26 protein-coding genes are annotated in these 21,679 nt (G+C 65.6%); 7 read left to right on the top strand and 19 right to left on the bottom strand.

Annotation, left to right across the window (positions count from 1 at the left end; all coding sequences use genetic code 11):
* Positions 1–38 precede the first annotated feature (38 nt).
* The 14 genes from RXV95_RS04075 to hisB form a co-directional block, all read right to left on the bottom strand.
* Positions 39–572 carry a J domain-containing protein gene (locus tag RXV95_RS04075; RefSeq protein ID WP_338467739.1) on the bottom strand — a complete coding sequence of 178 codons (534 nt, stop codon included), beginning with the start codon at positions 570–572 and terminating at the stop codon, positions 39–41.
* Positions 573–808: 236 nt separating this feature from the next.
* Positions 809–1,333, bottom strand: a complete 525-nt coding sequence (gene pal / locus RXV95_RS04070) for a peptidoglycan-associated lipoprotein Pal (protein WP_338467738.1) — start codon at positions 1,331–1,333, stop codon at positions 809–811.
* 58 nt (positions 1,334–1,391) lie between these two features.
* Positions 1,392–2,726 carry a Tol-Pal system beta propeller repeat protein TolB gene (gene tolB, locus RXV95_RS04065; protein ID WP_338468491.1) on the bottom strand — a complete coding sequence of 445 codons (1,335 nt, stop codon included), beginning with the start codon at positions 2,724–2,726 and terminating at the stop codon, positions 1,392–1,394.
* 59 nt (positions 2,727–2,785) lie between these two features.
* On the bottom strand, positions 2,786–3,619 hold the full coding sequence (locus RXV95_RS04060) for a hypothetical protein (RefSeq protein ID WP_338467737.1): 834 nt from the start codon (positions 3,617–3,619) through the stop codon (positions 2,786–2,788).
* Between the two features lie 10 nt (positions 3,620–3,629).
* Entirely contained in the window at positions 3,630–4,076 is a 447-nt protein-coding gene (locus RXV95_RS04055; RefSeq protein WP_338468490.1) for a biopolymer transporter ExbD, read from the bottom strand.
* Between the two features lie 10 nt (positions 4,077–4,086).
* A complete protein-coding gene (gene tolQ / locus RXV95_RS04050) occupies positions 4,087–4,791 on the bottom strand; it encodes a protein TolQ (protein WP_338467736.1) in 705 nt (234 codons plus the stop codon).
* The gene (locus RXV95_RS04045) at positions 4,788–5,315 is read right to left on the bottom strand and encodes a YbgC/FadM family acyl-CoA thioesterase (protein ID WP_338467735.1); all 528 of its coding nucleotides are present in this window, start codon (positions 5,313–5,315) and stop codon (positions 4,788–4,790) included. Before RXV95_RS04045 ends, tolQ begins: the two co-directional genes overlap by 4 nt.
* A 119-nt stretch (positions 5,316–5,434) precedes the next feature.
* Positions 5,435–5,812 carry a histidine triad nucleotide-binding protein gene (locus RXV95_RS04040; protein WP_338467734.1) on the bottom strand — a complete coding sequence of 126 codons (378 nt, stop codon included), beginning with the start codon at positions 5,810–5,812 and terminating at the stop codon, positions 5,435–5,437.
* Positions 5,813–5,837: 25 nt separating this feature from the next.
* On the bottom strand, positions 5,838–6,164 hold the full coding sequence (locus RXV95_RS04035; RefSeq protein ID WP_338468489.1) for a phosphoribosyl-ATP diphosphatase: 327 nt from the start codon (positions 6,162–6,164) through the stop codon (positions 5,838–5,840).
* 37 nt (positions 6,165–6,201) lie between these two features.
* On the bottom strand, positions 6,202–6,345 hold the full coding sequence (locus tag RXV95_RS04030; protein ID WP_338467733.1) for a PEP-CTERM sorting domain-containing protein: 144 nt from the start codon (positions 6,343–6,345) through the stop codon (positions 6,202–6,204).
* A 210-nt stretch (positions 6,346–6,555) separates the two neighbouring features.
* On the bottom strand, positions 6,556–7,317 hold the full coding sequence (gene hisF, locus RXV95_RS04025) for an imidazole glycerol phosphate synthase subunit HisF (RefSeq protein WP_338467732.1): 762 nt from the start codon (positions 7,315–7,317) through the stop codon (positions 6,556–6,558).
* Positions 7,314–8,042 (bottom strand): 1-(5-phosphoribosyl)-5-[(5-phosphoribosylamino)methylideneamino]imidazole-4-carboxamide isomerase, encoded by a 729-nt coding sequence (gene hisA, locus RXV95_RS04020; protein ID WP_338467731.1) that lies wholly within the window; start codon positions 8,040–8,042, stop codon positions 7,314–7,316. Before hisA ends, hisF begins: the two co-directional genes overlap by 4 nt.
* Positions 8,043–8,672: an imidazole glycerol phosphate synthase subunit HisH gene (gene hisH, locus RXV95_RS04015; RefSeq protein WP_338467730.1), complete on the bottom strand. Its 630-nt coding sequence runs from the start codon at positions 8,670–8,672 to the stop codon at positions 8,043–8,045. It lies immediately after the preceding gene.
* Position 8,673: 1 nt separating this feature from the next.
* Complete coding sequence (gene hisB / locus RXV95_RS04010) at positions 8,674–9,267, bottom strand: imidazoleglycerol-phosphate dehydratase HisB (protein ID WP_338467729.1); 594 nt, start codon at positions 9,265–9,267, stop codon at positions 8,674–8,676.
* 116 nt (positions 9,268–9,383) lie between these two features.
* Here hisB and RXV95_RS04005 point away from each other — a divergent pair, with 116 nt between their 5' ends.
* From RXV95_RS04005 to gmk, 3 genes are all read left to right on the top strand, one after another.
* Positions 9,384–9,884 (top strand): ClpXP protease specificity-enhancing factor SspB, encoded by a 501-nt coding sequence (locus RXV95_RS04005; RefSeq protein WP_338467728.1) that lies wholly within the window; start codon positions 9,384–9,386, stop codon positions 9,882–9,884.
* A 51-nt stretch (positions 9,885–9,935) separates the two neighbouring features.
* Positions 9,936–10,406 (top strand): hypothetical protein, encoded by a 471-nt coding sequence (locus tag RXV95_RS04000; protein WP_338467727.1) that lies wholly within the window; start codon positions 9,936–9,938, stop codon positions 10,404–10,406.
* A gap of 82 nt (positions 10,407–10,488) precedes the next feature.
* Entirely contained in the window at positions 10,489–11,154 is a 666-nt protein-coding gene (gmk, locus tag RXV95_RS03995) for a guanylate kinase (RefSeq protein ID WP_338467726.1), read from the top strand.
* A 3-nt stretch (positions 11,155–11,157) separates the two neighbouring features.
* On the opposite strand, the gene RXV95_RS03990 is transcribed toward gmk, so the two are convergent.
* The 4 genes from RXV95_RS03990 to RXV95_RS03975 all read right to left on the bottom strand — a co-directional run bounded on the left by RXV95_RS03990 (position 11,158) and on the right by RXV95_RS03975 (position 15,431).
* The gene (locus RXV95_RS03990; protein ID WP_338467725.1) at positions 11,158–12,084 is read right to left on the bottom strand and encodes an SMP-30/gluconolactonase/LRE family protein; all 927 of its coding nucleotides are present in this window, start codon (positions 12,082–12,084) and stop codon (positions 11,158–11,160) included.
* Positions 12,056–12,859 carry an SDR family NAD(P)-dependent oxidoreductase gene (locus tag RXV95_RS03985; RefSeq protein ID WP_338467724.1) on the bottom strand — a complete coding sequence of 268 codons (804 nt, stop codon included), beginning with the start codon at positions 12,857–12,859 and terminating at the stop codon, positions 12,056–12,058. Before RXV95_RS03985 ends, RXV95_RS03990 begins: the two co-directional genes overlap by 29 nt.
* A gap of 137 nt (positions 12,860–12,996) precedes the next feature.
* Positions 12,997–14,136: an acyl-CoA dehydrogenase family protein gene (locus RXV95_RS03980; protein ID WP_338467723.1), complete on the bottom strand. Its 1,140-nt coding sequence runs from the start codon at positions 14,134–14,136 to the stop codon at positions 12,997–12,999.
* Between the two features lie 119 nt (positions 14,137–14,255).
* Positions 14,256–15,431, bottom strand: coding sequence for an acyl-CoA dehydrogenase family protein (locus RXV95_RS03975; protein ID WP_338467722.1), 1,176 nt, complete (start codon positions 15,429–15,431; stop codon positions 14,256–14,258).
* Positions 15,432–15,605: 174 nt separating this feature from the next.
* On the opposite strand from RXV95_RS03975, the gene RXV95_RS03970 reads away from it, so the two are divergent.
* The 4 genes from RXV95_RS03970 to RXV95_RS03955 all read left to right on the top strand — a co-directional run bounded on the left by RXV95_RS03970 (position 15,606) and on the right by RXV95_RS03955 (position 20,239).
* Positions 15,606–16,469 (top strand): SDR family oxidoreductase, encoded by an 864-nt coding sequence (locus RXV95_RS03970; protein ID WP_338467721.1) that lies wholly within the window; start codon positions 15,606–15,608, stop codon positions 16,467–16,469.
* A gap of 91 nt (positions 16,470–16,560) precedes the next feature.
* Entirely contained in the window at positions 16,561–17,853 is a 1,293-nt protein-coding gene (locus RXV95_RS03965) for an acyl-CoA dehydrogenase family protein (protein ID WP_338467720.1), read from the top strand.
* 111 nt (positions 17,854–17,964) lie between these two features.
* The gene (locus RXV95_RS03960) at positions 17,965–19,053 is read left to right on the top strand and encodes a Zn-dependent alcohol dehydrogenase (RefSeq protein WP_338467719.1); all 1,089 of its coding nucleotides are present in this window, start codon (positions 17,965–17,967) and stop codon (positions 19,051–19,053) included.
* 106 nt (positions 19,054–19,159) lie between these two features.
* A complete protein-coding gene (locus RXV95_RS03955; protein ID WP_338467718.1) occupies positions 19,160–20,239 on the top strand; it encodes a phosphotransferase family protein in 1,080 nt (359 codons plus the stop codon).
* Between the two features lie 70 nt (positions 20,240–20,309).
* On the opposite strand, the gene RXV95_RS03950 is transcribed toward RXV95_RS03955, so the two are convergent.
* Positions 20,310–21,656 (bottom strand): DUF1295 domain-containing protein, encoded by a 1,347-nt coding sequence (locus RXV95_RS03950; protein WP_338467717.1) that lies wholly within the window; start codon positions 21,654–21,656, stop codon positions 20,310–20,312.
* Positions 21,657–21,679 lie beyond the last annotated feature (23 nt).

Genomic DNA, 21,679 nt, shown 5'->3' with positions numbered 1-21,679 from the left:
GCGCAAGAACGCAGGCCGGGGCCGGGCCGGGAGAGCCCCTACCCCTTCCACTCGCGCCGTTCCTCGGCGGCGCGCAGCACTTCGTAGGCCAGTTGCAGCGTCTGGAAGGCCTTGGCGGCTTCCGCGTCTCCCGGTCGCACGTCGGGGTGGACTTCCTTGGCCTTCGTGCGCCACGCCTTGCGCACGTCGTCGAACGTCGCGTCCGCTTCCAGGCCGAGCACGTCCAGCGCGCGCATCTCGTCACGGCTGCGCGTGCCGTCGCCCGATCCGGCCCAGCCGTAGTGCGAAGCCTCGCTATAGCCCGCGCTTTCGGCCCGCTCGCTCTGTTCGCGCGCGGCGGCCTCTTCCTTGTCGAGCCCTTCGAAATAGTTCCAGCCGCGGTTGTATTCCGCCGCGTGCTTTTCGCAGAAATACCAGCGTTCGCGGCTGTTGGGAGACTTCGGCGCGGGGCAATCGCCCGGCTCGTCACACCCCACCTTGTCGCACAGGCGCACCTGCGTGGCTTCGCGCCCCGCGCCATAGCCGCGCCAGCGGGGGAAACCCCAGTCCATCGACCGTCCCTGACGCGCCATTACATCGCCCCTGCAATGCATCTGGCCGGCGCGCGCGCATGGACCGCGCATGGCGCGAAGTTGACAGGGAAAGGCATCGGGCAGGCCAAGGGATCACCGCTTGTCGAAATGGAACGGGCATTTTCGGGTGCCGGGGCACACGGCCCTATTGTGGCCCAAACAGGCGCGCGGGGGAAGCGGGACAGGCACGAAAGCCCGAACCGCGTCCCCCGCGCCGCGTCAGGGCGTGAAACCGCCTACTGGATCGTGACGGTCACCGCACGGCGGTTCTGCGCCCATGCCGCCGGATTGGAACCGAGCGCGATCGGCCGCTCCTTCCCGTAGCTGACGGTGTTGATCCGCGAGGCGGCGATACCCAGGCTGACAAGATAGTTCTTCGCCGCATTGGCGCGGCGTTCACCCAGGGCAAGGTTGTATTCGCGCGTGCCGCGCTCGTCGCAATGCCCTTCGACGGTGATCCTCTTGCCGGGATAGCGCGCCAGCCATTGCGCCTGGCTGGACAGGATCTGCTGGCTGGCCGGATCGATGTTGTACATGTCGGTATCGAAGTGGATCGTATCCGACATCACCGAGGCGACGAAATCGGCCTGGCTGCCCGGTGTCGGGCCGGAAGGCGTGGTATCGGGCGTGGTCGTGGTCGTCGTTGCGCCGGGCTCGGGCGGCAGCGCCTTGGGCGGCTTGGGCGAACAGGCGGCCAGCCCCATGCTGGCGGCGGCTGCCGATGCGAGCAGGATCAGGCGGCGATTGGGCAGGTTAGGCATGGTGATCTCCTTTCGCGCGTCAAAGTCTATGGCCGGGGGGCACCATCAGGCAACGCCTTCAGGGTAGAACGGGTCCCCAGGCAGGGTCGGAAGCGTCTACGGGTGTGGGCAGGCGGCGCAGGTTGCGCCCGGTCAGGTCCACCTGCCAGATGGACGTGTCGCCCGTGTTCTTCTGGGTGCGGAAGAACTGGATGATCCGGCCGTTGGGGGACCAGGTGGGCGCTTCGTCCTGCCAGGAATTGGTCAGCATCCGCACATCCCCGCCGGTGGGCGTCATCACGCCGATGCGGAAGCTGGCGGTGTTGGTGAACGCGATCAGGTCTCCGCGCGGGCTCCATTCGGGCGTCGCGCAGCGGCCGCCGAAAAAGCTGATGCGGTGCTGGTTCGATCCGTCCGCGTTCATCACATAGCACTGCTGGCTGCCCGACCGGTCGCTTTCGAACACGATCTTGCTGCCATCGGGCGAGAAGCTGCCGCCCACGTTGATGCCCGGCGTGTTGGTCAGTTGCACCGGCTGTCCCGCGCCCGACGACGGCATCTTGTAGATGTTGGTGTTGCCGTTGCTCGACATGGAGAACAGCACCGTCTTGCCATCGGGCGACCAGCGCGGCGCGATGGTTTCGTTGTGCGTGCGATAGAGCAGGCGCTGGTGGCCGGTGCCGATGTCATAGACATAGATGCTGGGCGATCCGGCCAGATAGCTGAGATACATGATAGACTTGTAGTCGGGCGAATAGCGCGGGGTAAGCGCGATGGCCTGGCCGTTGGTGATGAAGCGGTGGTTGGCGCCGTCCGAATCCATCACCGCCAGCTGCTTGCGCCGGTGCCCCTTCGGCCCGGTTTCCGCGATATAGGCGATGCGGCTATCGAAAAACGGGCTTTCGCCGGTCAGCCGCGAATAGACCATGTCGGCGCACTTGTGCGCGGCGCGGCGCCAGTCCGCCGGCTTTACCACATAGCCTTCGCGCGCCAGTTCCTGTCCCAGTTGCACATCGTAGAGATAGCAGCCCACGGTCAGGTTGCCGTCGGCCCCGCCCTTCACGAAGCCCTGCACCAGCATGTCTGCCCCGCGCGCGCGCCACCCGTCGAACTGCGGGAAAGTGACCGTAGCAAAGCCGATCGCAGGCAAACGATCCGGTCCGACGGGCTTGAACAGGCCGTTGTTCTTCAGATCGTCGTAAACCACGTTCGCAAGATTGCGGCCCAGCACCTGCGTGTTGCCGCCCGCCGCGGCGGTGGGCACGGACTGGTTGGTAGGGAACGCGGGAATGGCGATGCCGATATCGTCCCACGCGTTCTCGTCAGAGACGGACCCGGTAAGCCCGCCCGCCGTTTCGGCCGGTTGCTGCGCGGCGGGCGCCTGCGATGCGGGCACCGTTGTCGATTGCGCCATCGCGGCGGCGGGAAGCAGCGCAAAAATCGCGGCTGCGGCGGATAGAGCGGTTCGGGCCATCATTGGGACAACTTCCTGTCGAATCGGAATTCGGCGACGCGCTTCCACGCATCATAGTACTTTGGCGGCAGATTGAACGGGGCCGCCAGTTCGACCGCGCGGATCGCCAGTTCGGCGTGGCGCGCGGCCTGTGCGCGGTTGGACGGCGTGATGCCGAACTGGCGCACCACGCGCGGCCTTCCGGCAAGCGAGCCGTCGCTGTTCATGCTCCAGGCCAGCACGGTAACCAGCTTGTCCGCATCCACGCCCTGCGGCGCGTTCCAGTGCGGTTTCAACTGGCGTGCGATGGCGCTGGACAACGAAGCCGCAACGGCGGGACCGATCGCGTCGGCCGGCGGGTTCTTCGAAGTGCCGGGCGCGTTCGTGCCGGGCACGCCCTGAAGGAAATCGTTGCCGATCAGGCTGCCGCCCTCTGGCGCATCGGGGCGGCGGCGCGGGCGCTCGTCCTTCTTCTTCGGCGGCGCGGGCTTGCTTTGCGGCCTCGGCTTCGGCGCGGCCGCATGGGTCGGCGCGGGCCGGGGGAGCGGCGGGACCGGCTGCGGCTTCGCATCGGGTTGCGGCCGGGTCATGGGCAGCGGCGGTTCGGGTTCGGGCGGAACCTCGCCGCGCTGGGGCGCGACATCGGGCATCGATTGCGCATCGGGTTCGGGGCTGGTCGATTTCAGCTGCACGTTATCCGAAAACGTCACCGTCATGCGCTGTGGCGGCTTGATCGGCCCGCTGGCCCGCGCGCCCAGCGCAAGCGCCACCACCAGCGCAACGTGCGCTGCGATGGCGATCGCCAGCGCGATACGCTCTTCTCGGGAAAAGGTCGGGGCCGCCCGGTCGCGCATTCAGTGAACGCTATTGGGCCGGGGATGAACCGCTGGTGACCAGCGAGATGGAGGTGATGCCCGCCGCGTTCAGCTCTCCCATCACCGCCATGACGCGGCCATAGTCGAGCGCGCGGTCCGCGCGCAGCGTGACAAGCGGCGGCTTGCCCCCGGTGGCCAGCGCGGCGATGCGATCGCCCAGCACGCCGGGCGCCAGTTCCTCGTCGTCGAGATAGACCTTGCCCGAAGCATCGAGGCTGATCGTCACCTGGTCCTGCTGCTGTTCCAGCGGCTTCGCCTTGCTGTCGGGCAGGTCGATCGGCACCGCCGCGGTCAGCAACGGGGCGGTGACCATGAAGATGATCAGCAGCACCAGCATCACGTCGACCAGCGGCGTCACGTTGATTTCGGACATCGGCCCGCCCGCGCCGCGTCCGCGCCGCCCGCGCCGGCCGCCACCGCTTCCTGCCAGGTTCATCGCCACGCGATCAGGCCTCCAGCTCGCGGCTCAGCATCGACTGGACGCGGTCCGCAAAACGGAACAGCCGCGTTTCAAAGCGCGTCACGCGGTGCGAATAGCGGTTGTAGGCTATGACAGAGGGGATCGCCGCGAACAGGCCGATGGCCGTTGCAAACAGCGCCTCCGAAATGCCCGGCGCCACGATCGCCAGCGAAGAATTCTGCTGCGCCCCGATATTGAAGAACGCTTCCATGATGCCCCAGACCGTGCCGAACAGGCCGACGAACGGCGCGACGGAACCGACCGTGGCAAGAAAGTTCAGCCGGCTTCCCAGTCGGTCGCCCTCTTCCACCACCGCGCCTTCCAGCGCGGTGTTCAGCCGCGCGCGCGTGCCTTCGCGGTCGATCGTCTGGCCAGAGGTCGAACGGCGCCACTCTGCAAGCGCGGCGCCGACCACGCGGGCCGATGGCACGTCTTTCCCGCCGTTGTCGTTCTGGAAGGCGTCGATATCCTTCGCCTGCCAGAACGCGCTTTCGTATTTCGCGCAGCGGCGCTGGACGCTGCCCATCTTAAGCCAGAAGCTGACGATGATCGTCCATACCCAGACACTGGCAAGCACCAGGCCGGCCATGACCACCTGCACCACGATATCGGCATCGAGGAACAGCTGGACGGGGTTGAGGCGGGTTGGCGCAGAGCTTGCGCCTTCGGCAAGCATGGCAAGGATGGTCATGCGGGGGGCGGGCTTTCTGTTTCGGCGGGGTTGGCTGTTTCGGCGGGGTTGGCTGTTTCGGCGGGGTTGGCCAGGTCGGCAGGATCGGCAAGGACGGAGCGGAAGGCCTCCACCCACGCGCCGGGCTGGCGGCGGGGTCGGCCCGAAGGGGCAACGAACGCGGCGCGCACGTTCGCTTCGGCAAGAAGCACGCCGTCCCTGAACGCACGCTGGCGGATGCGGCACGAAGCGGCGGCGATTTCGGTGGTTACGCTTTCGATGCCCACCGCGTCATCCAGCCTGGCCGGGCGCAGATAGCGGATCGCAAGTTCGGTAACCGCATAGGCGCCCTCGCCCGCTTCCTGCGCGGCGCGCTGGTCAATGCCCAGCAGGCGCAGCATGTCGGACCGCGCGCGTTCGAACCAGCGAAGGTAGTTGGCGTGATAGACGACGCCGGACAGGTCGGTATCCTCGAAATAGGCGCGCACCGGGAACAGGTGGCGGGCGCCGTCGAACCGGCCGCTGGGAGGATCGGGAAACTGCATCGGCGGCGACTTCTAGCCGCGCGGGGACTCACCGGGCAAGCGCGCGATCACGCTTTCCCCCACGTGCGAAGCGTTTCATCCCATGGATGGCCCGCGTGAGCCCGCGCGGGCCGTCCGGTTCAGCGCGCGAGCATCGGGCCGAGCGGCCTTCCGGCAAAGATATGGACGTGCAGGTGCGGCACTTCCTGGTGGCTGTCCGGCCCGGTGTTGGCAAGCAGGCGATAGCCGGGGTTCACGTGTCCGGCGTCGCGCGCGACCTTGCCCACCGCGCGCACGAACCCGGCGATTTCCGCATCGCCGGCCCTGGCCGAAAAATCGTCCCAGCTGACATAGGCGCCCTTGGGGATCACCAGGATATGCGTGGGCGCCTGGGGGTTGATGTCATGGAAGGCGAGCGCCCATTCGTCTTCGTAAACGGTCTTGTTGGGAATCTCGCCGCGCAGGATTTTCGCGAAAATGTTCTGGTCGTCATAGGGCAGCGTCGCGTCGACGGGCATGGTCCTTGCGCCTTTCCTTTGCAGTTCAGTCCTTGGGACGGGCCGCCTTTTCGGCAATCCCGCTGGTCCCTTCGCGGCGTTCGAGTTCGGCCAGCACGGCATCGAAGGGCACGCCCTTTTCGCCAAGCAGCACCATCAGGTGGAACACAAGGTCCGCCGCTTCGCACGCCAGGTCCGCCTCTGTGCCGGAAAGCGCGGCGATCACCGTTTCCACCGCTTCCTCACCCACCTTCTGCGCGATCTTGCCCACGCCCTTCGCGTGGAGCTTCGCGACATAACTGGTGGAAGGGTCCGCCTTCAGCCGCTCTGCTATCGTGGCTTCCAGACGGGAAAGGGTGGCCGCGTGATCCATGCGGCGCGGCATGGCCCGCAGCGCTGGCGCGGTCAAGTCAATCGCGCCTGGTTGCGAAGCGCCGCCCCACGATCAGCCCGATCACGCCAAGGGCGAACAGCGCAAGGTCGGTGGGTTCGGGCACCGCAATGCTGCCGCCCGTCCCCGCCAGAGCCGGCACGGCAAGAAGCGCAAGAGCCATAGCGAAGAAAGCAGCAATTGTGCGCGCGACCATGATGTGCATCCGGCTTATTGCAGGTTATGCAAAGGGTTAAGCAAACGCGGTGCCAACGCGCTGTGACGGGCCGCACAGACGCGACAGCATGGTTAACGCAAGGCGTGAAATCACTGACTTTGTAAGGTTTTCCGACTCCCGACCCCGGACTCGTCGCCCCAACAGCCGGTCATCGCGTCAGCCGCGCGCGGATATTCCCGCCGCGCGCAGGGCCGCGTGCGCATCGGCAATCGAATGCGTGCCGAAATGGAAGATCGATGCGGCCAGAACCGCGCTGGCGTGCCCCTTGCTCACCCCTTCGACAAGGTGCTGCAGGTTGCCGACCCCGCCGCTGGCGATCACCGGCACGGAAACCGCGTCGGCAATGGTGCGGGTAAGGTCCAGATCGTATCCGCCCTGCGTTCCGTCGCCGTCCATCGAGGTGACGAGCAGTTCGCCCGCGCCAAGCTCGGCCAGCTTCCTCGCGTGTTCCAGCGCATCGACGCCCGTGGGCTTGCGCCCGCCGTGGGTGAAGATTTCCCACTTCCCCTCGCCGGTGCGCCGCGCGTCGACCGAACCGACCACGCACTGGCTGCCGAAGCGCGCGGCGATATCGCCCACCAGTTCGGGCCGGGCGACCGCGGCGCTGTTCACCGCCACCTTGTCCGCACCTGCCAGCAGCAACGTACGCGCATCTTCCGCGCTGCGCACACCGCCGCCGACGGTAAGCGGCATGAAGCACACCTCTGCCGTGCGCGCGACCACATCCAGCAGCGTGCCGCGCGCTTCGTGGCTGGCGGTAATGTCAAGGAAACACAACTCGTCCGCGCCCGCCGCGTCATAGGCGCGCGCCTGCTCCACAGGATCGCCCGCGTCCTTCAGGTCGACGAAGTTCACGCCCTTCACCACGCGGCCATTGGCGACGTCGAGACAGGGGATGACGCGGACGCGGACGGTCATGATCCCTCCGCCATCGCAATCGCCGCCGCAAGGTCCAGCCGCCCGTCATAGAGCGCGCGGCCCGTTATCACGCCTTCGATCCCCTCTTCCGCGTGGAGCGCCAGCATACGGATGTCGGACAGGCCCTTTACCCCGCCGCTGGCGATCACCGGCAGGTCGGTCTGCCGGGCGAGGTCCACCGTCGCATCGATGTTCACGCCTTTCAGCAACCCGTCGCGCCCGATGTCGGTGAACAGCAGGCTGGCGACGCCCGCATCCTCGAACCGGCGGGCAAGGTCGACCACCGAAACGTCCGATACGTCGGCCCAGCCTTCGGTCGCCACCATGCCGTCTTTCGCGTCGACCGCCACCACGATCCCGCCGGGAAAAGCCGCAGCCATGTCTTTCACGAACTGCGGGTCTTTCAGCGCGGCGGTGCCCATCACGACGCGCGAAACGCCAAGGTCGAACCAGCCTTCCACCGCTTCCGGGGTGCGGATGCCGCCGCCAAGCTGCACGTGGCCGGGGAATGCCTGCAGGATCGCTTCCACCGCCTCGCGGTTTTCGGCCTTGCCGGCGAACGAACCGTCCAGATCGACCACGTGGAGGAACTGCGATCCGGCCTGCGAGAACAGCATGGCCTGTTCAGCGGGGTTATCGCCATAGACGGTGGCCCGCGCCATATCGCCTTCGGCAAGGCGCACGACCTGGCCGCCCTTAAGGTCAATGGCCGGGAAAACGATCATCTAGGGTTTCCATTCAAGGAAGCGGGAGAGCAGCGACAGGCCGTATTCCTGGCTCTTCTCCGGATGGAACTGAACGCCCAGCACGTTGTCGCGCGCCACCGCCGCGACAAGCCCGCCGCCGTGGTCGGTCATCGCGGCGACATGGTGCCCGTCTTCGGCGACGAAGTGATAGGAATGGAGGAAATAGGCCTCGCCCGGTTCAATCAGCCGCGCGCCGTCCGAATGGTGCATCGGCGCCACGTCGTTCCAGCCCATGTGCGGAATCTTGATCGCCGGGTCGGTGCGCTCGATCGCCTGCACCTCGCCGCCGATCCAGCCGAGCCCTTCGGTCACGCCATGTTCCAGCCCGCGATCCGCCAGAAGCTGCATCCCCACGCAGACGCCAAGGAACGGCGCGCCGCCCACGAACACCCGCTCTTCCATCGCATCGACCATGTGCGGGATCGCGCGCAGCGCATCGATGCACGCCTTGAACGCGCCGACGCCGGGCAACACGACGCGGTCCGCCGCGCGCACCACACCCGGGTCGCTTGTGACCGCCACGCTGCGCGCACCCGCCACGCGCAGCGCATTGGCGACAGAGCGCAAGTTGCCCGCGCCATAGTCTATCAGGGCAACCGTTTCGGTCATGTCAGCCGCCAAGCTGCCCCTTGGTGGATGGCACCGCATCCGCCTTGCGCGGATCGATCTCCACCGCCTGGCGCATCGCGCGGGCGAAGCCCTTGTAGATGCCCTCAATCATGTGGTGGTTGTTCTGGCCATAGAGCGTTTCGATGTGCAGCGTGATGCCGGCGGCCTGGGCGACCGACTGGAACCAGTGTTCGAACAGCTCCGTATCCATCTCGCCAAGGCGCGGCTGGGTGAATTCCATCTTCCACACCAGGATCGGACGGCCCGATATGTCGAGCGCGACGCGCGCCAGCGCCTCGTCCATCGGCGAATAGGCGCTGCCGTACCGCACGATGCCGCGCTTGTCGCCCAACGCCTGCGCAATCGCCTGGCCGATGGCGATGGCGCTGTCTTCGGTGGTGTGATGCTGGTCCACGTGGAGGTCGCCGTTCACCCGGCATTCGATATCGATCAGCGAATGGCGGCTGAACTGTTCGATCATGTGATCGAGGAACCCGATCCCGGTAGAGACCGAATAGGTTCCGGTTCCATCCAGGTTGACCGACACCGCGATGTCGGTTTCGGCGGTCTTGCGAGTGATCGTGCCGGTGCGCATGGAATGCGCCTATACGCTCAAGCCGCGTGCGTGCAAGCGGCGGTGCGCTGGCCGTGGCACCGGGAACGCCGCTTCCCCCTTGACCGTTCCGCGCGGCTCGGCCAATCGTTCAACCGATGGATGATACAACGCCCGACAGCCTGATCCCTTATGACGAGATCGTGCAGGAAGCCCTGCGCGCGGTGGTCGGCCGCGTGCTGGGAGAGGTTCAAACCTCGGGCGGCACGCTTCCCGGCAACCACCATTTCTACATAACCTTCAAGACGGGCGCGCCCGGCGTGGACATTCCCGCATCGCTGCGCGAAAGGTTCCCGGACGAGATGACCATCGTCCTGCAGAACAAGTTCTGGGATCTGAAGGTGGACGAAGAAGGCTTTTCGGTGGGGCTGAGCTTCAACCAGAAGGCCGAAACGCTGGTGATTCCCTTCTCCGCGATCACCGCCTTCGTCGATCCGGCGGTGGACTTCGGGCTGCAATTCCAGGCCGTTTCCGCAGAGGGTGAGCCCGAACCACACGACGATGCGGAAAACGATTCCCCGGAACAGCGCGAACGCCCGAACGTTGAAAGCGAGGACGGGTCGAACGTCGTCACGGTCGATTTCGGCCGCAAGAAGTAACGCCGGGCGCGCGAATCCGGGCCGGTTCCGGCCGGAAGGGGGCTTTGGACAATGGCCAGAAGCGGCAAGAAGGCAGGCAAGGCGCTTCGTTCCACCCAGGATCGCATCGGCGCGGTGCGCCAGCGGCTGCATGAGCGGGCGAAAACAGTCCCCGGCCCCAGCACCAACCCGATCACCAACATCATCATTGCCGACATCGCGCTGCGCGGCGGATCGATGCTGCTGCGCAAGGCGGTGGAAAAAAGCCTGCTGACCCCGCGAGCCGAAAAGCCGGCCGATCCGAAGGCGCCTGCAAAAAGCGCCAGGCGCGCGCGCGCGAAAAAGATCGCGAACAACCGTTCGTTCACGCAGAACATCGTGTCGGGCACGGTGGCCAAACTGGCGACGCGGTCGGTTCCCGGCGCGATCGTGGTGGGCGGCGGCCTGCTTGCCAAGACGCTTTACGACCGGGCGAAAGGTGCGGAGAAACCCGGCGCGACCGGACAGAAGCTGTTGAAGAAGCCGGCCGAGGGCGACGACTGACGCCGCAGCGCGCCGATTCGCCTGAAACCCCGGCCCGATCCGGCCGCTTGACCGCGCCCCCCGCGATGCGCCACTAGCGCGCATGGCCGACACCACCCCGCAAACATCCTCCGCCACGTCAGACGCGCTGCACCGGCGCGGGTTGATGCTGATCCTTTCCTCGCCATCGGGCGCGGGCAAGACCACCATCGCGCGGATGCTGCTGGACCGCGACGACGAGATCCGGATGTCGGTTTCAGCCACCACCCGGCCGATGCGGCCCGGCGAAGTGGACGGCACGCATTATCACTTCGTGAGCCAGCCCGAATTCGACCGTATGGTGGAAGCGGACGAGTTCTATGAATGGGCAACCGTGTTCGGCCATTCCTATGGTACGCCCAAGGCGCAGATCCGCGCCGGGCTGAAGGACGGGCAGGATTTCCTGTTCGATATCGACTGGCAGGGCACGCAGCAGCTTTACCAGAAGGACCAGCAGGACGTGGTGCGCGTGTTCATCCTGCCGCCCAGCCTTGCCGAACTGCACCGCCGCCTGAAAGGTCGCGGAACCGACAGTGCGGACGTGATCGACAGCCGCATGGCTCGCGCGCAGGCCGAAATCAGCCACTGGGACGGTTACGATTACGTCGTTATCAACGACGACGTGGAAACCTGCTATGCCAAGGTGCGCGAAATCCTCCACGCCGAACGCATGAAGCGCGCACGCCAGACGGGCCTTATCGGCTTTGTCCGCGGATTGATGGGCGCATAATCGTCAGGGCCAGCCGGCCCGCGCATCGTCCACTTCGCAGACCAGCACCTTGCCAAGCGGGGCCTCTGCCGCCTTGGCGTGGTCCGAACTGGGCGCGACAAGCATGAACAGGTGCTTTCCTTCCGGCCCGCCCAGCATGCAGGCGAAGCATGGAAGGTCGCCCGTTTCGACAACCTCCAGCACTTCACCGCCTTGCGCGATCAGCGCGCATTCGGGGGCAATCGGGTTGGCGATCCACACCGCGCCGCCTTCATCCAGGCAAATGCCGTCGGGCATGCGCGGCCAGGTCTCGGCCCAGACGCGGCGGTTGGAAAGCGCGCCGCCTGCCCCGATGTCGAAGGCGGTCAGACGGCCACCCAGCGATTCGCCGACGATCAGCGTCTTGCCGTCGGGCGTGATGACGGTGCCGTTGGGAAAGCCCAGTCCGTCGGCCGCGACCGATACGCTGCCATCCGGGTCGACGCGCACCAGCGTGGCGGTCGGGTGGTCGGCAATCACGCTTTCCGCCCCGCGCGCGGCGATTTCCGCATCGAGGTCGAAGCCGAAGTTGCCGACATAGGCCCGGCCCTCACCATCCACGACCATGTCGTTGCACAGATGCTTCGAAACGTCCGAAAGGTCGGCGTGCATCGCAAGCCGACCGTCGGGCCACTTGCGCCAGACCTGCCGCCGCTTCATCGACACGACGAGCAGCGACCCGTCGGGCATCCAGCCAAGCCCCGATGGCTGGTCGTCGAATTCCAGTTCGGTCTCAAGTTCGCCATCGAGGCCGAGCGACAGCACCTTGTGCTGGTAGAAGTCGCTCAGCCACAGGCGCCCGTCATGCCAGCGCGGACCTTCGCCGAAATAAATCCCTTCGCGCAGGGTTACGACGGTCCTGTTCCCCGGCCCCGCCATCGGATCAATGCCCGGACGGATCGACGAAATCACGCGGGACGGAAGCGTTGACCACGCCGCCGTCTATCGGCAGCGCGGTGCCCACCACATAATCGCCCGCGCGGCTGGCAAGATAGATCGCGCCGCCGGCCATGTCCTCCACATCGCCCACGCGCCGCGCCGGAATACCCCGCGCCACCGTTTCGGTGTTATGCGCGGCGGCCTTGTTCATTTCCGACGGGAACGCGCCCGGCGCAATCGCGCTGACCACGATGTTGTCGCTAATCAGCCGCGCCGCCATGCGCTTGGTCAGGTGCAGGATCGCCGCTTTCGATGCGTGATAGCTGTAGGTGTCCCACGGGTTCAGCTTCATCCCGTCGATCGACCCGATGTTGATCACCTTGGCCGGACGCTCGAAACTTGCCGCGGATTTCAGCAGCGGCAGGAACTTCTGGGTAAGGAAGAAGGGCGTCTTGACGTTGAGGTTCATCACCTTGTCCCAGCCCATCTCGGGAAATTCCTCGAACGGCGCGCCCCATGCCGCGCCCGCGTTGTTCACGAGGATGTCGAGCCGGCCTTCGCGCCCCGCCACTTCGGCAACAAGATCGTCCATGCCCTGCATCGACGAAATGTCGCCGGGCAGCGGAATGCACTTGTCGCCCAGTTCGTTCGCGGTTTCCTCAACCGCCTGCGCCTTGCGCGCGGTGATATAGACCCGCGCGCAACCGGCGGCGATATAGCCTTCCGCGATCATCCTGCCGATGCCGCGCGATCCGCCGGTAACAACCGCAACCCGGCCTTCGAGGCTGAACAGCTTGCCGAAATCCATCTTGTCTCCCCTCCCGCTTGCGGGAGGGGCCGGGGGTTGGCCGCATCCCGAGATGTGTTCGGGTGGACAGGCCCACCCGTTCGCGGAGTCACTTGCCTCAGCTCCACCCCTCCCGCAAGCGGAAGGGGGACCGGTTATCAATACCCGCTCAACTTAGCGACGCGTTCGGCGTGGTAATAGTGATCGCCCATGAACTCGCTCAGCGCGCGGTCGCGCTTCATGTAAAGCCCGATGTCGAACTCGTCGGTCATGCCCACGCCGCCGTGCATCTGCACGCCTTCGCGCACGGCCAGCCCGGCGACCTTGCCCGCCTTGGCCTTGGCGACCGAGACCATAAGGTCCGCCTTTTCCGATCCTTCGTCCAGCAGTTGCTGCGCCTTGATCGCCGCTGCCTCTGCAATCTGAAGCTCGGAATAAAGGTGCGCGGCGCGGTGCTGGAGCGCCTGGAACTCACCGATCAGCTTGCCGAACTGCTTGCGCGTGCGCAGGTATTCGGTGGTGATGCCGAACGCGCCCGATGCCACGCCCACCTGTTCGGCGGCGGCGCCCACGCGGCCCGCGTTGAGCACCCTGCCGAGCAGTTCGCGGCCGCCGTCGACTTCGCCGATCACCGCATCGCCGGCCAGTTCCACGTTATCGAACGTCACGTGGCTGGCCATCGCGCTGTCGACCAGGCGCACGCTGTCCTGGCTCATGCCGCTTGCGTCCTTCGGCACGGCGAAAAGGGTGATGCCGTCTGCGTCCGATTCGCTGCCCGAGGTGCGCGCGGCGACGATCAGCGCGTCGGCCGATGCGCCGTGGATCACAAAGTCCTTGCGGCCCGACAAACGGAAACCGTTGCCCGATTTTTCCGCCTTGCAGACAATGCGTTCGGGCCGGTGCTTTGCGCCTTCGTCGATCGCGATCGCCAGCACCGTTTCGCCCGCGACGATACCGGGGACATAGCGCCCGCGCAGCTCATCCGACGCACCGTTCAGCGCGGTCACGCCCATGACCGCGGTGGTCAGGAAAGGCGACGGGGTAAGGTTGCGGCCGATTTCGGACAGCACGATGCCCGCTTCGACATGGCCCATGCCAAGCCCGCCGTCGGCTTCGCCGGCCAGTATGCCCGTCAGCCCCAGTTCGGAAAACTGCTTCCAAAGCGCGTGGCCGAAGCCGTCCTTGCAGTTCTCGTCACGCCAGCGGCGCAGCTGGTTCTTGATCGACCCTTCCTCGGCCATGAAGCCCGAAACGGTCTCGGCCAGCATCGCCTGGTCTTCGTTGTGGTAGAGCGGCATTTCTCTCTCCAGTCCGCCTCCCGCTTGCGAGAGGGGTTAGGGGTGGGTCTGTTCATGGGATGGCGTCGCATTCTGCGCCCACCCCCGGCCCTTCCCGCAAACGGGAAGGGAGAATGGGATCACGCGCCCGGAAGGTCCAGGATGCGCTTCGAGATCACGTTGAGCATCACCTCGCTGGTGCCGCCCTCGATCGAATTGGCCTTCGTGCGCAGCCATGAACGGGCCTTGGCGCCATCGTTCGATGCCTGGCTTTCCCATTCCAGCGCGGCGCTGCCGCCTGCCCCCATGACCAGTTCGTGACGACGCTTGTTCAGTTCCGTTCCGGCGTATTTCATCATGTTGGGCTGCGCGGGATGACCCTTGCCGACCTTTACCTCGTCCATGAACTTCTCGCTCATCGCCGTGAAGGCGAGCGAATCGACATCGAATTGCGCGATTTCGGCGCGCAGCACCGGGTCTTCCAGACCGTGGCGGGCCAGCATCGCGCCCAGCGCACCGGCCCTGTCGCCGCCGCCGGTGGCCGAAATCATCTCGCGCTCGTGCCCCAGAAGGTATTTCGCCACGTCCCAGCCGCGGTTCAACTCACCCACGATCTGGTCCCTGGGCACCTTCACGTTGTCGAAAAAGGTTTCGCAGAACGGGGAAGAGCCGCTGATCAGCAGGATCGGCTTGGTCGAAACGCCTTCGCTTTCCATGTCGAACAGCAGGAAGGAAATGCCCTGGTACTTGTTCGTCTTGTCGGTGCGGACAAGGCAGAAGATCCAGTCCGCCTTGTCGGCATAGCTGGTCCAGATCTTCTGGCCGTTGACCACCCAGTGATCGCCCCCCACCGGATCGTGAACTTCCTCTCCGAAGGTCTGCAAGCTGACGAGGTCGGACCCGCTGCCCGGTTCGGAATAACCCTGGCACCAGCGGATTTCGCCGCGCGCGATCTGGTTGAGATAATGGACCTTCTGCTCTTCGGTGCCGAACTTCAGCAGCGCCGGGCCAAGCATCCATATCCCGAAGCTGGAAAGCGGCGGGCGCGCACCGATGCGCGCCATCTCGTCACGCAGCACTTTCGCTTCGGCCGCGGAGAGGCCGGCGCCGCCGTATTGCTTCGGCCACGCGGGCACGGTGTAGCCCTTGGCGATGCAGCGATCGAGCCAGTCCTTCTGGGCCTGGTTCTTGAACGTGAAATGGCGGCCGCCCCAGCAAACATCGTCTTCATCGCGGACGGGTTCGCGCATTTCCGGCGGGCAGTTCTCCTCAAGCCAGGCACGGACTTCCCGGCGGAAGACATCAAGGTCCGACATCGTAATCTCCTCTTCCGACTCGAAGATTAGGTCGAAGCGCGGCGCGCGCGCAAGCGTCGATTTTCCGCCATTTCGGAAACGCAGTATGCCGTAGCGTCAAGCCTTCGGGCGTTGACGCGGACAGCCGCCAACCTATCCTGCGGCACGAACAAACAATGGCAGGAGAGGCCAGTCATGCGATTCTCTGGAAAGTGCGCGGTGGTTACGGGTGCGGCATCGGGCATCGGGCGGGAAACCGCCCTGCTCTTCGCGCGTGAAGGCGCGCACGTCTTCGCGTCCGACATCGACATGGACGGGCTGGACAAGCTCGCATCCGAAGCATCGGGCATAACCCCGGTCCGTTGCGACGTTTGCCAGCCCGGCGAGATCAAGGCGCTGATGGACGGCGCCGCGGCGGCCGAAGGCGGGATCGATATCGTGTTCAACAATGCCGGCGCGGGAGGCGACCGCGCGTCGATCGACGAGATCGAAGCCGATGGCTGGGACCGGACGATGGACCTGCTGCTGCGCTCCGTCGCGATGGGCATCCGCTATGCCGCCCCGCACATGAAGGGCCGCGCCTCAACGCGGACCGGCGGCGCGGCGATCGTCAACACCTCTTCCGTCGCGGCGGTCGGGCCGGGCTATTCGCCCACCGCCTATGCCGTGGCCAAGGCGGGCGTGCTGCACCTGACCAAGTGCGCGGCGACCGACCTTGCGCAATACGGCATCCGCGTGAATGCCGTGCAGCCGGGCTTCATCAACACCAACATCTTTTCCAGCACGCTTGAACTGACGGGCGAAGCGCGCACCACCGCCAATGCAATCATCGCGCAGATGTCTTCGCAGGCGCAACCGGTGGCGCGTGGCGGCCAGCCGATCGATATCGCCGAAGCGGTGGCATTTCTCGCGAGCGAGAAGGCGGGCTTCATGACCGGCGCTTCCATGATCGTCGACGGCGGGATAACCGTTGGTCCGCGCCATTCCTGGGATCCAGAGGCTCCCGGCCTGTTCGATTCGCTGGAAGCGATGGCGGCGGAGACATCGACGCCTTCTTAATTGACCGGTTAAATTAGGCCTTGGCGCACGCGCCACGGTCTGCCAAACACCCGCACCGGGACAGGACAGTATAAGGAAAGGACACCGCGCCATGGATTTCGATCCGACCGAAAGGCAGACCTACTGGCGCGATCGCGTGCGCCAGTTCATCGAGAACCACATTCGCCCGCGCGATCACGAATACAAGCAGCAGATGGCCGAAGGCGAACGCTGGAAGATCATTCCGGTGATCGAGGAAGAAAAGGCGCGCGCCAAGGCGCAGGGCATCTGGAACCTGTTCATGCCGCCCCAGTCTGGACGTCCGCACGTGGACGACAGCTTCGAATTCGAAGGTCCGGGGCTGACCAACCTCGAATACGCGCTCTGCGCCGAAGAGATGGGCCGCTCGGGCTGGGCCAGCGAAGTGTTCAACTGCTCCGCTCCCGATACCGGCAACATGGAAGTGCTGCACCGCTACGGCACGCTGGAACAGAAGGAACGCTGGCTCAGGCCGCTGATGAACGGCGATATCCGGTCCGCCTTCCTGATGACGGAGCCCGCGGTCGCTTCTTCCGATGCGACCAACATCGAATGCTCGATCACGCGTGACGGCGACGAATACGTGATCAACGGCCGCAAGTGGTGGTCTTCGGGCGCGGGCGATCCGCGCTGCGAGATCGCGATCGTCATGGGCAAGACCGACTTCGAGGCCAAGCGCCACCAGCAGCAGTCGATGGTGCTGATGCCGCTCGACGCCAAGGGCGTGATCATCGAGCGTCACCTGCCGGTGTTCGGCTATGACGACGCGCCGCACGGCCACATGGAGATCAAGCTGGATAACGTGCGCGTTCCGGCATCCAACATGCTGCTGGGCGAAGGCCGCGGGTTCGAGATCGCGCAGGGCCGCCTCGGGCCGGGCCGCATCCACCACTGCATGCGCACCATCGGCGTGGCGGAAGAAGCCATCGCCAAGATGGCCCGCCGCCTGCAGTCGCGCGTCGCCTTTCGCAAGACCCTTTCGGAACACTCGATCTGGGAACAGCGCATCGCGCAGGCCCGCACCGATATCGAAATGACGCGCCTGCTGTGCCTGAAGGCGGCAGACATGATGGACAAGGTGGGCAACAAGGCCGCCGCGCTGGAAATCGCGATGATCAAGGTGCAGGCGCCCAACATGGCGCTGCGCATCATCGACGATGCGATCCAGGCCCATGGCGGCGGCGGCGTGTCCGAAGACTTCGGCCTCGCCAAGGCCTATGCCGGCATGCGCACGCTGCGCCTGGCGGACGGTCCGGACGAAGTGCACAACCGCGCCATCGCCCGCATCGAGTTCGCCCGACACGCGCCAAAGCCCGATGACGGCGATGCGGCGTTCAGCTCTGGCGATATCGGCGTCACGCGCTGACGAAACCTTCCCTCCCGCTTGCGGGAGGGACCGGCGGCGGGCCGCTGTGCCCGCCCCGGAAATGCCCACCCCCGACTTCCGCCGCAAGCGGGAGGGGAATCGGAGAAAGCCATGAAAGCCGCCGTCCTCGTAGAGCCGGGCAAGCCGCTCGAAATAGAAAATCTCAACATTTCGAAGCCCGGCCCGCACGAAGTGCTGATTCGCACGGTAGCCTGCGGGCTGTGCCATTCGGACCTGCACTTCATTGACGGCGCCTATCCGCACCCTCTTCCCGCCGTTCCCGGTCACGAAGCGGCGGGCATCGTCGAGGCGGTGGGCAGCGAAGTGCGCACGGTGAAGCCCGGCGACGCGGTGGTAACCTGCCTTTCCGCGTTCTGCGGCCACTGCGAATTCTGCGTGACCGGCCGCATGGCATTGTGCCTGGGCGGCGAAACGCGGCGCGGCAAGGGCGAAGACCCGCGCCTGACGCGTGAGGACGGAACGCCCGTCAACCAGATGCTCAACCTTTCGGCCTTTGCCGAAATGATGCTGATCCATGAACACGCCTGCACCGCGATCGATCCGGAAATGCCGCTCGACCGCGCGGCGGTTATCGGCTGCGCGGTGACGACCGGCGCGGGCACCGTGTTCAACGCCTGCAAGGTTACGCCGGGCGAAACGGTGGCCGTGGTCGGCTGCGGCGGCGTGGGGCTTGCAACCATCAACGCGGCGAAGATCGCCGGCGCGGGCCGGATCATCGCCGCCGATCCCCTGCCCGAAAAGCGCGAACTGGCGATGAAGATGGGCGCGACCGACACCGTCGATGCGCTGGCCAACGATGCGGCCGCGCAGATCGTGGAAATGACGAAGGGCGGCGTGGACTTTGCCATCGAAGCGGTCGGCCGCCCCGCTTCGGCGCAGCTTGCGGTCGATTCGCTGCGTCGCGGCGGTACGGCCACCGTGCTGGGCATGATGCCGCTGACCGAAAAGGTGGGCCTGTCGGCGATGGACCTGCTTTCGGGAAAGAAGCTGCAAGGCGCGATCATGGGCATGAACCACTTCCCGGTCGATATGCCGCGCCTGGTCGATTTCTATATGCGCGGCCTGCTCGATCTCGACACGATGATCGCCGAACGCATCCCGATCGAGCAGATCAACGACGGTTTCGACAAGATGCGCGCAGGCCACACCGCGCGTTCGGTTATCGTTTTCGACCAGTAAGGCATGAACCCCGGCCGGTTCGTCCCCTGGCTTCGGGCGGACACCGGCAAGAGCGGGAATAGATAGATGGCTCTGCCGCAAGCGCAGGGTGAACGGGGAATTTGACATGAGTACAGGACCGGCCCTCAACGCCCAGGAAGCCTTTGTCGGCACCGTTGTGCCCGAAGGCGCGGACCAGCTGGACGAAGCGAAGCTGACCCAATGGTTCGAAGCGAACGTCGAAGGCTTCGAAGGGCCGCTTGCCGTGCGCAAGTTCAAGGGCGGGCAATCGAACCCGACCTACAAGATCGAAGCGCCCAGCGGTCCCTATGTGCTGCGCCGCAAGCCGTTCGGCCCGCTGCTGCCCTCCGCCCACGCGGTCGACCGCGAATACAAGGTGCAGAAGGCGCTCAACGGAACCGGCTTTCCGGTGGCCAGGCAATACGGGCTGTGCACCGACGAGGACGTGGTCGGATCGTGGTTCTATGTGATGGGCATGGTCGATGGCCGGTCGATCTGGGACGGGGCCATGCCCGGATCGAACCCGGAGGAACGCCGCGCGGTCTATAACACGATGATCGACACGTTGGCGAAACTTCACGCGGTGGATGTCGATGCGGTGGGCCTGTCGGACTTCGGCAAGCCGGGCAACTATTTCGGCCGCCAGGTCCAGCGCTGGACCAAGCAATACAAGCTGTCCGAAACCGAACATATGGAGCCGATGGAGCGGCTGATCGAATGGCTGTCCGCGACGCTTCCCGAACAGACGCGCACCAGCGTGGTCCACGGCGACTATCGCATAGACAACATGATCTTCGCGAAGGACCGCGCCGAAGTGCTGGCCGTGCTTGACTGGGAGCTTTCGACGCTGGGCGACCCGCTGGCCGATTTCACCTATGTCTGCATGGCGTGGGTGACGGAAAACGGCGGACGTTCAGGCGTGATGGACCTTGATCGCAAGGCGCTGGGCATCCCCGAACTGGAAGACGTGGTCGAACGCTATTGTGCGGCCACCGGGCGCGACGGGGTGCCCGACATGAACTGGTATTTCGCCTACAACTTCTTCCGCCTTGCCGGGATCATGCAGGGCATCAAGAAGCGCGTGATAGACGGCACCGCCAGTTCCGCGCATGCCAGGGCGATGTCCGAACGCGTGACGCCGCTGGCCGACAAGGCGTGGGAGTTCGCGAAGCTGGCCGGGGCGTAAGTCGAATCCCCATATCCCCCGTTCTGAGACTGCCCAAGGGCGCTACTTAACGAAGCTGAAGCGCCGCCGCCTATTCCGCCGGCTGCACCTGCATTCCGCGCGGGCGCAGCAGCCTTCCCGCCTTGTGCATCCAGCGCGTCAGCGGGGCGTTGTGCGTCATCCAAGCGTGGTATTCGCGATATTTGGCGTCTTCGGCCAGCAGGTGCGCTTCTTCTGTCTTAGCACGCCAGAAATAGATCGCGCTGACCCCTGCCAGCGCCACCGTGTTGCGCACTGCGTCACCCATCGAATGGCTGGTGACGAGGAACGGCAGCGTCTCCATCCACCAGAACAGGTTCTTGGCGAGATAGGCCGGGTGGCGCGTTAACGCATAAGGCCCGTTCGTCAGCACGCCGCGATAGGTGAGGTTCGAAAAGCGCAGGCCGAAGGCCACCGTCGCCCAGGCATAGATCGCGGTCAGCACCGTCATCGCGATGGCCCACACCCATAGCAGCGCGGTGTGCCCGTCAAGCCAGACGAACCACTGCTGCGTCGCCTGCTGGTAGAACAGCGGGCGGCCCGGCATCATCAACTGGAACGGGGGATAGCAGATCAGCGCGGCGACCCAGCCGGCAAGGAACGGATTGGCGCTGCGGATTTGCGAATCGAGCGGCTTCATCGTCAGCAGGTAGCCGACCATCGCGATCTGCACGTCGACCATGAACATCACGTCGATCAGCGCAGCGGAAAGCACAACCGGGTTGCCCGCGATGCCGCTCCAGTCGCGGCGCACCACGGCCTCGAACCCGAAGGGCAGGATCGAAACCATGAAGGCGATCCAGAAACCCTTCACCGCCCACAGGCGCAAGTGACGCTTCACTTCGGACGCATCCCACGCTTCGCGCCCGATCAGCAGCGCCCCCATGTGCCACGCCCCGTCACGCGGGTTCACCAGCACGCGGTCAAGCCACAGGACATAGGGGATAGAGGCCAGGAACAGCAGCGGCGCGGCCACGCCCAGCACCTTCATCGCGAAAAGGTATGTGCCGTCCCAGTACCAGCGCGAAAGGAAATAGAAGAGCGCGATCAGCGCCCAGGTGGCCCACAACCCGGCCAGCTTGGTAATCGAAATGTCGATGACCTGCGACAGCGGGCGCGGGCTGTCCCAGTCGATCCCGGTCGAAGCGCGGCGGTGGACCTTTTCGACCAGCACCGAATAGAGCACCATCGGCACGCCGGAAAACAGCACAGCGGCAAGCGCGGCGTAAGGGCCGTCCATCGCCCGGTGCGGGCCGGGCAGCCCCAGCGCAAGCGAGATCGCGCCCCACTTGCGGCAGACCAGCAACCACGCGAACAGCCCCGCCAGCCCGGCAAGGCCAACGCCTGCGGACACGTCGCTTTCTGGCCGCCGGTCGGCGGCGGGTTCCTGCGCGCTCATGCCGCAAGGTGCTAAACGGGAAG

The sequence above is a fragment of the Novosphingobium sp. ZN18A2 genome, assembly GCF_036784765.1.
Lineage (GTDB): Bacteria > Pseudomonadota > Alphaproteobacteria > Sphingomonadales > Sphingomonadaceae > Novosphingobium.
Note: the sequence above shows the minus strand (reverse complement) of the source record. Positions and strands in the feature narration are given on the sequence as shown.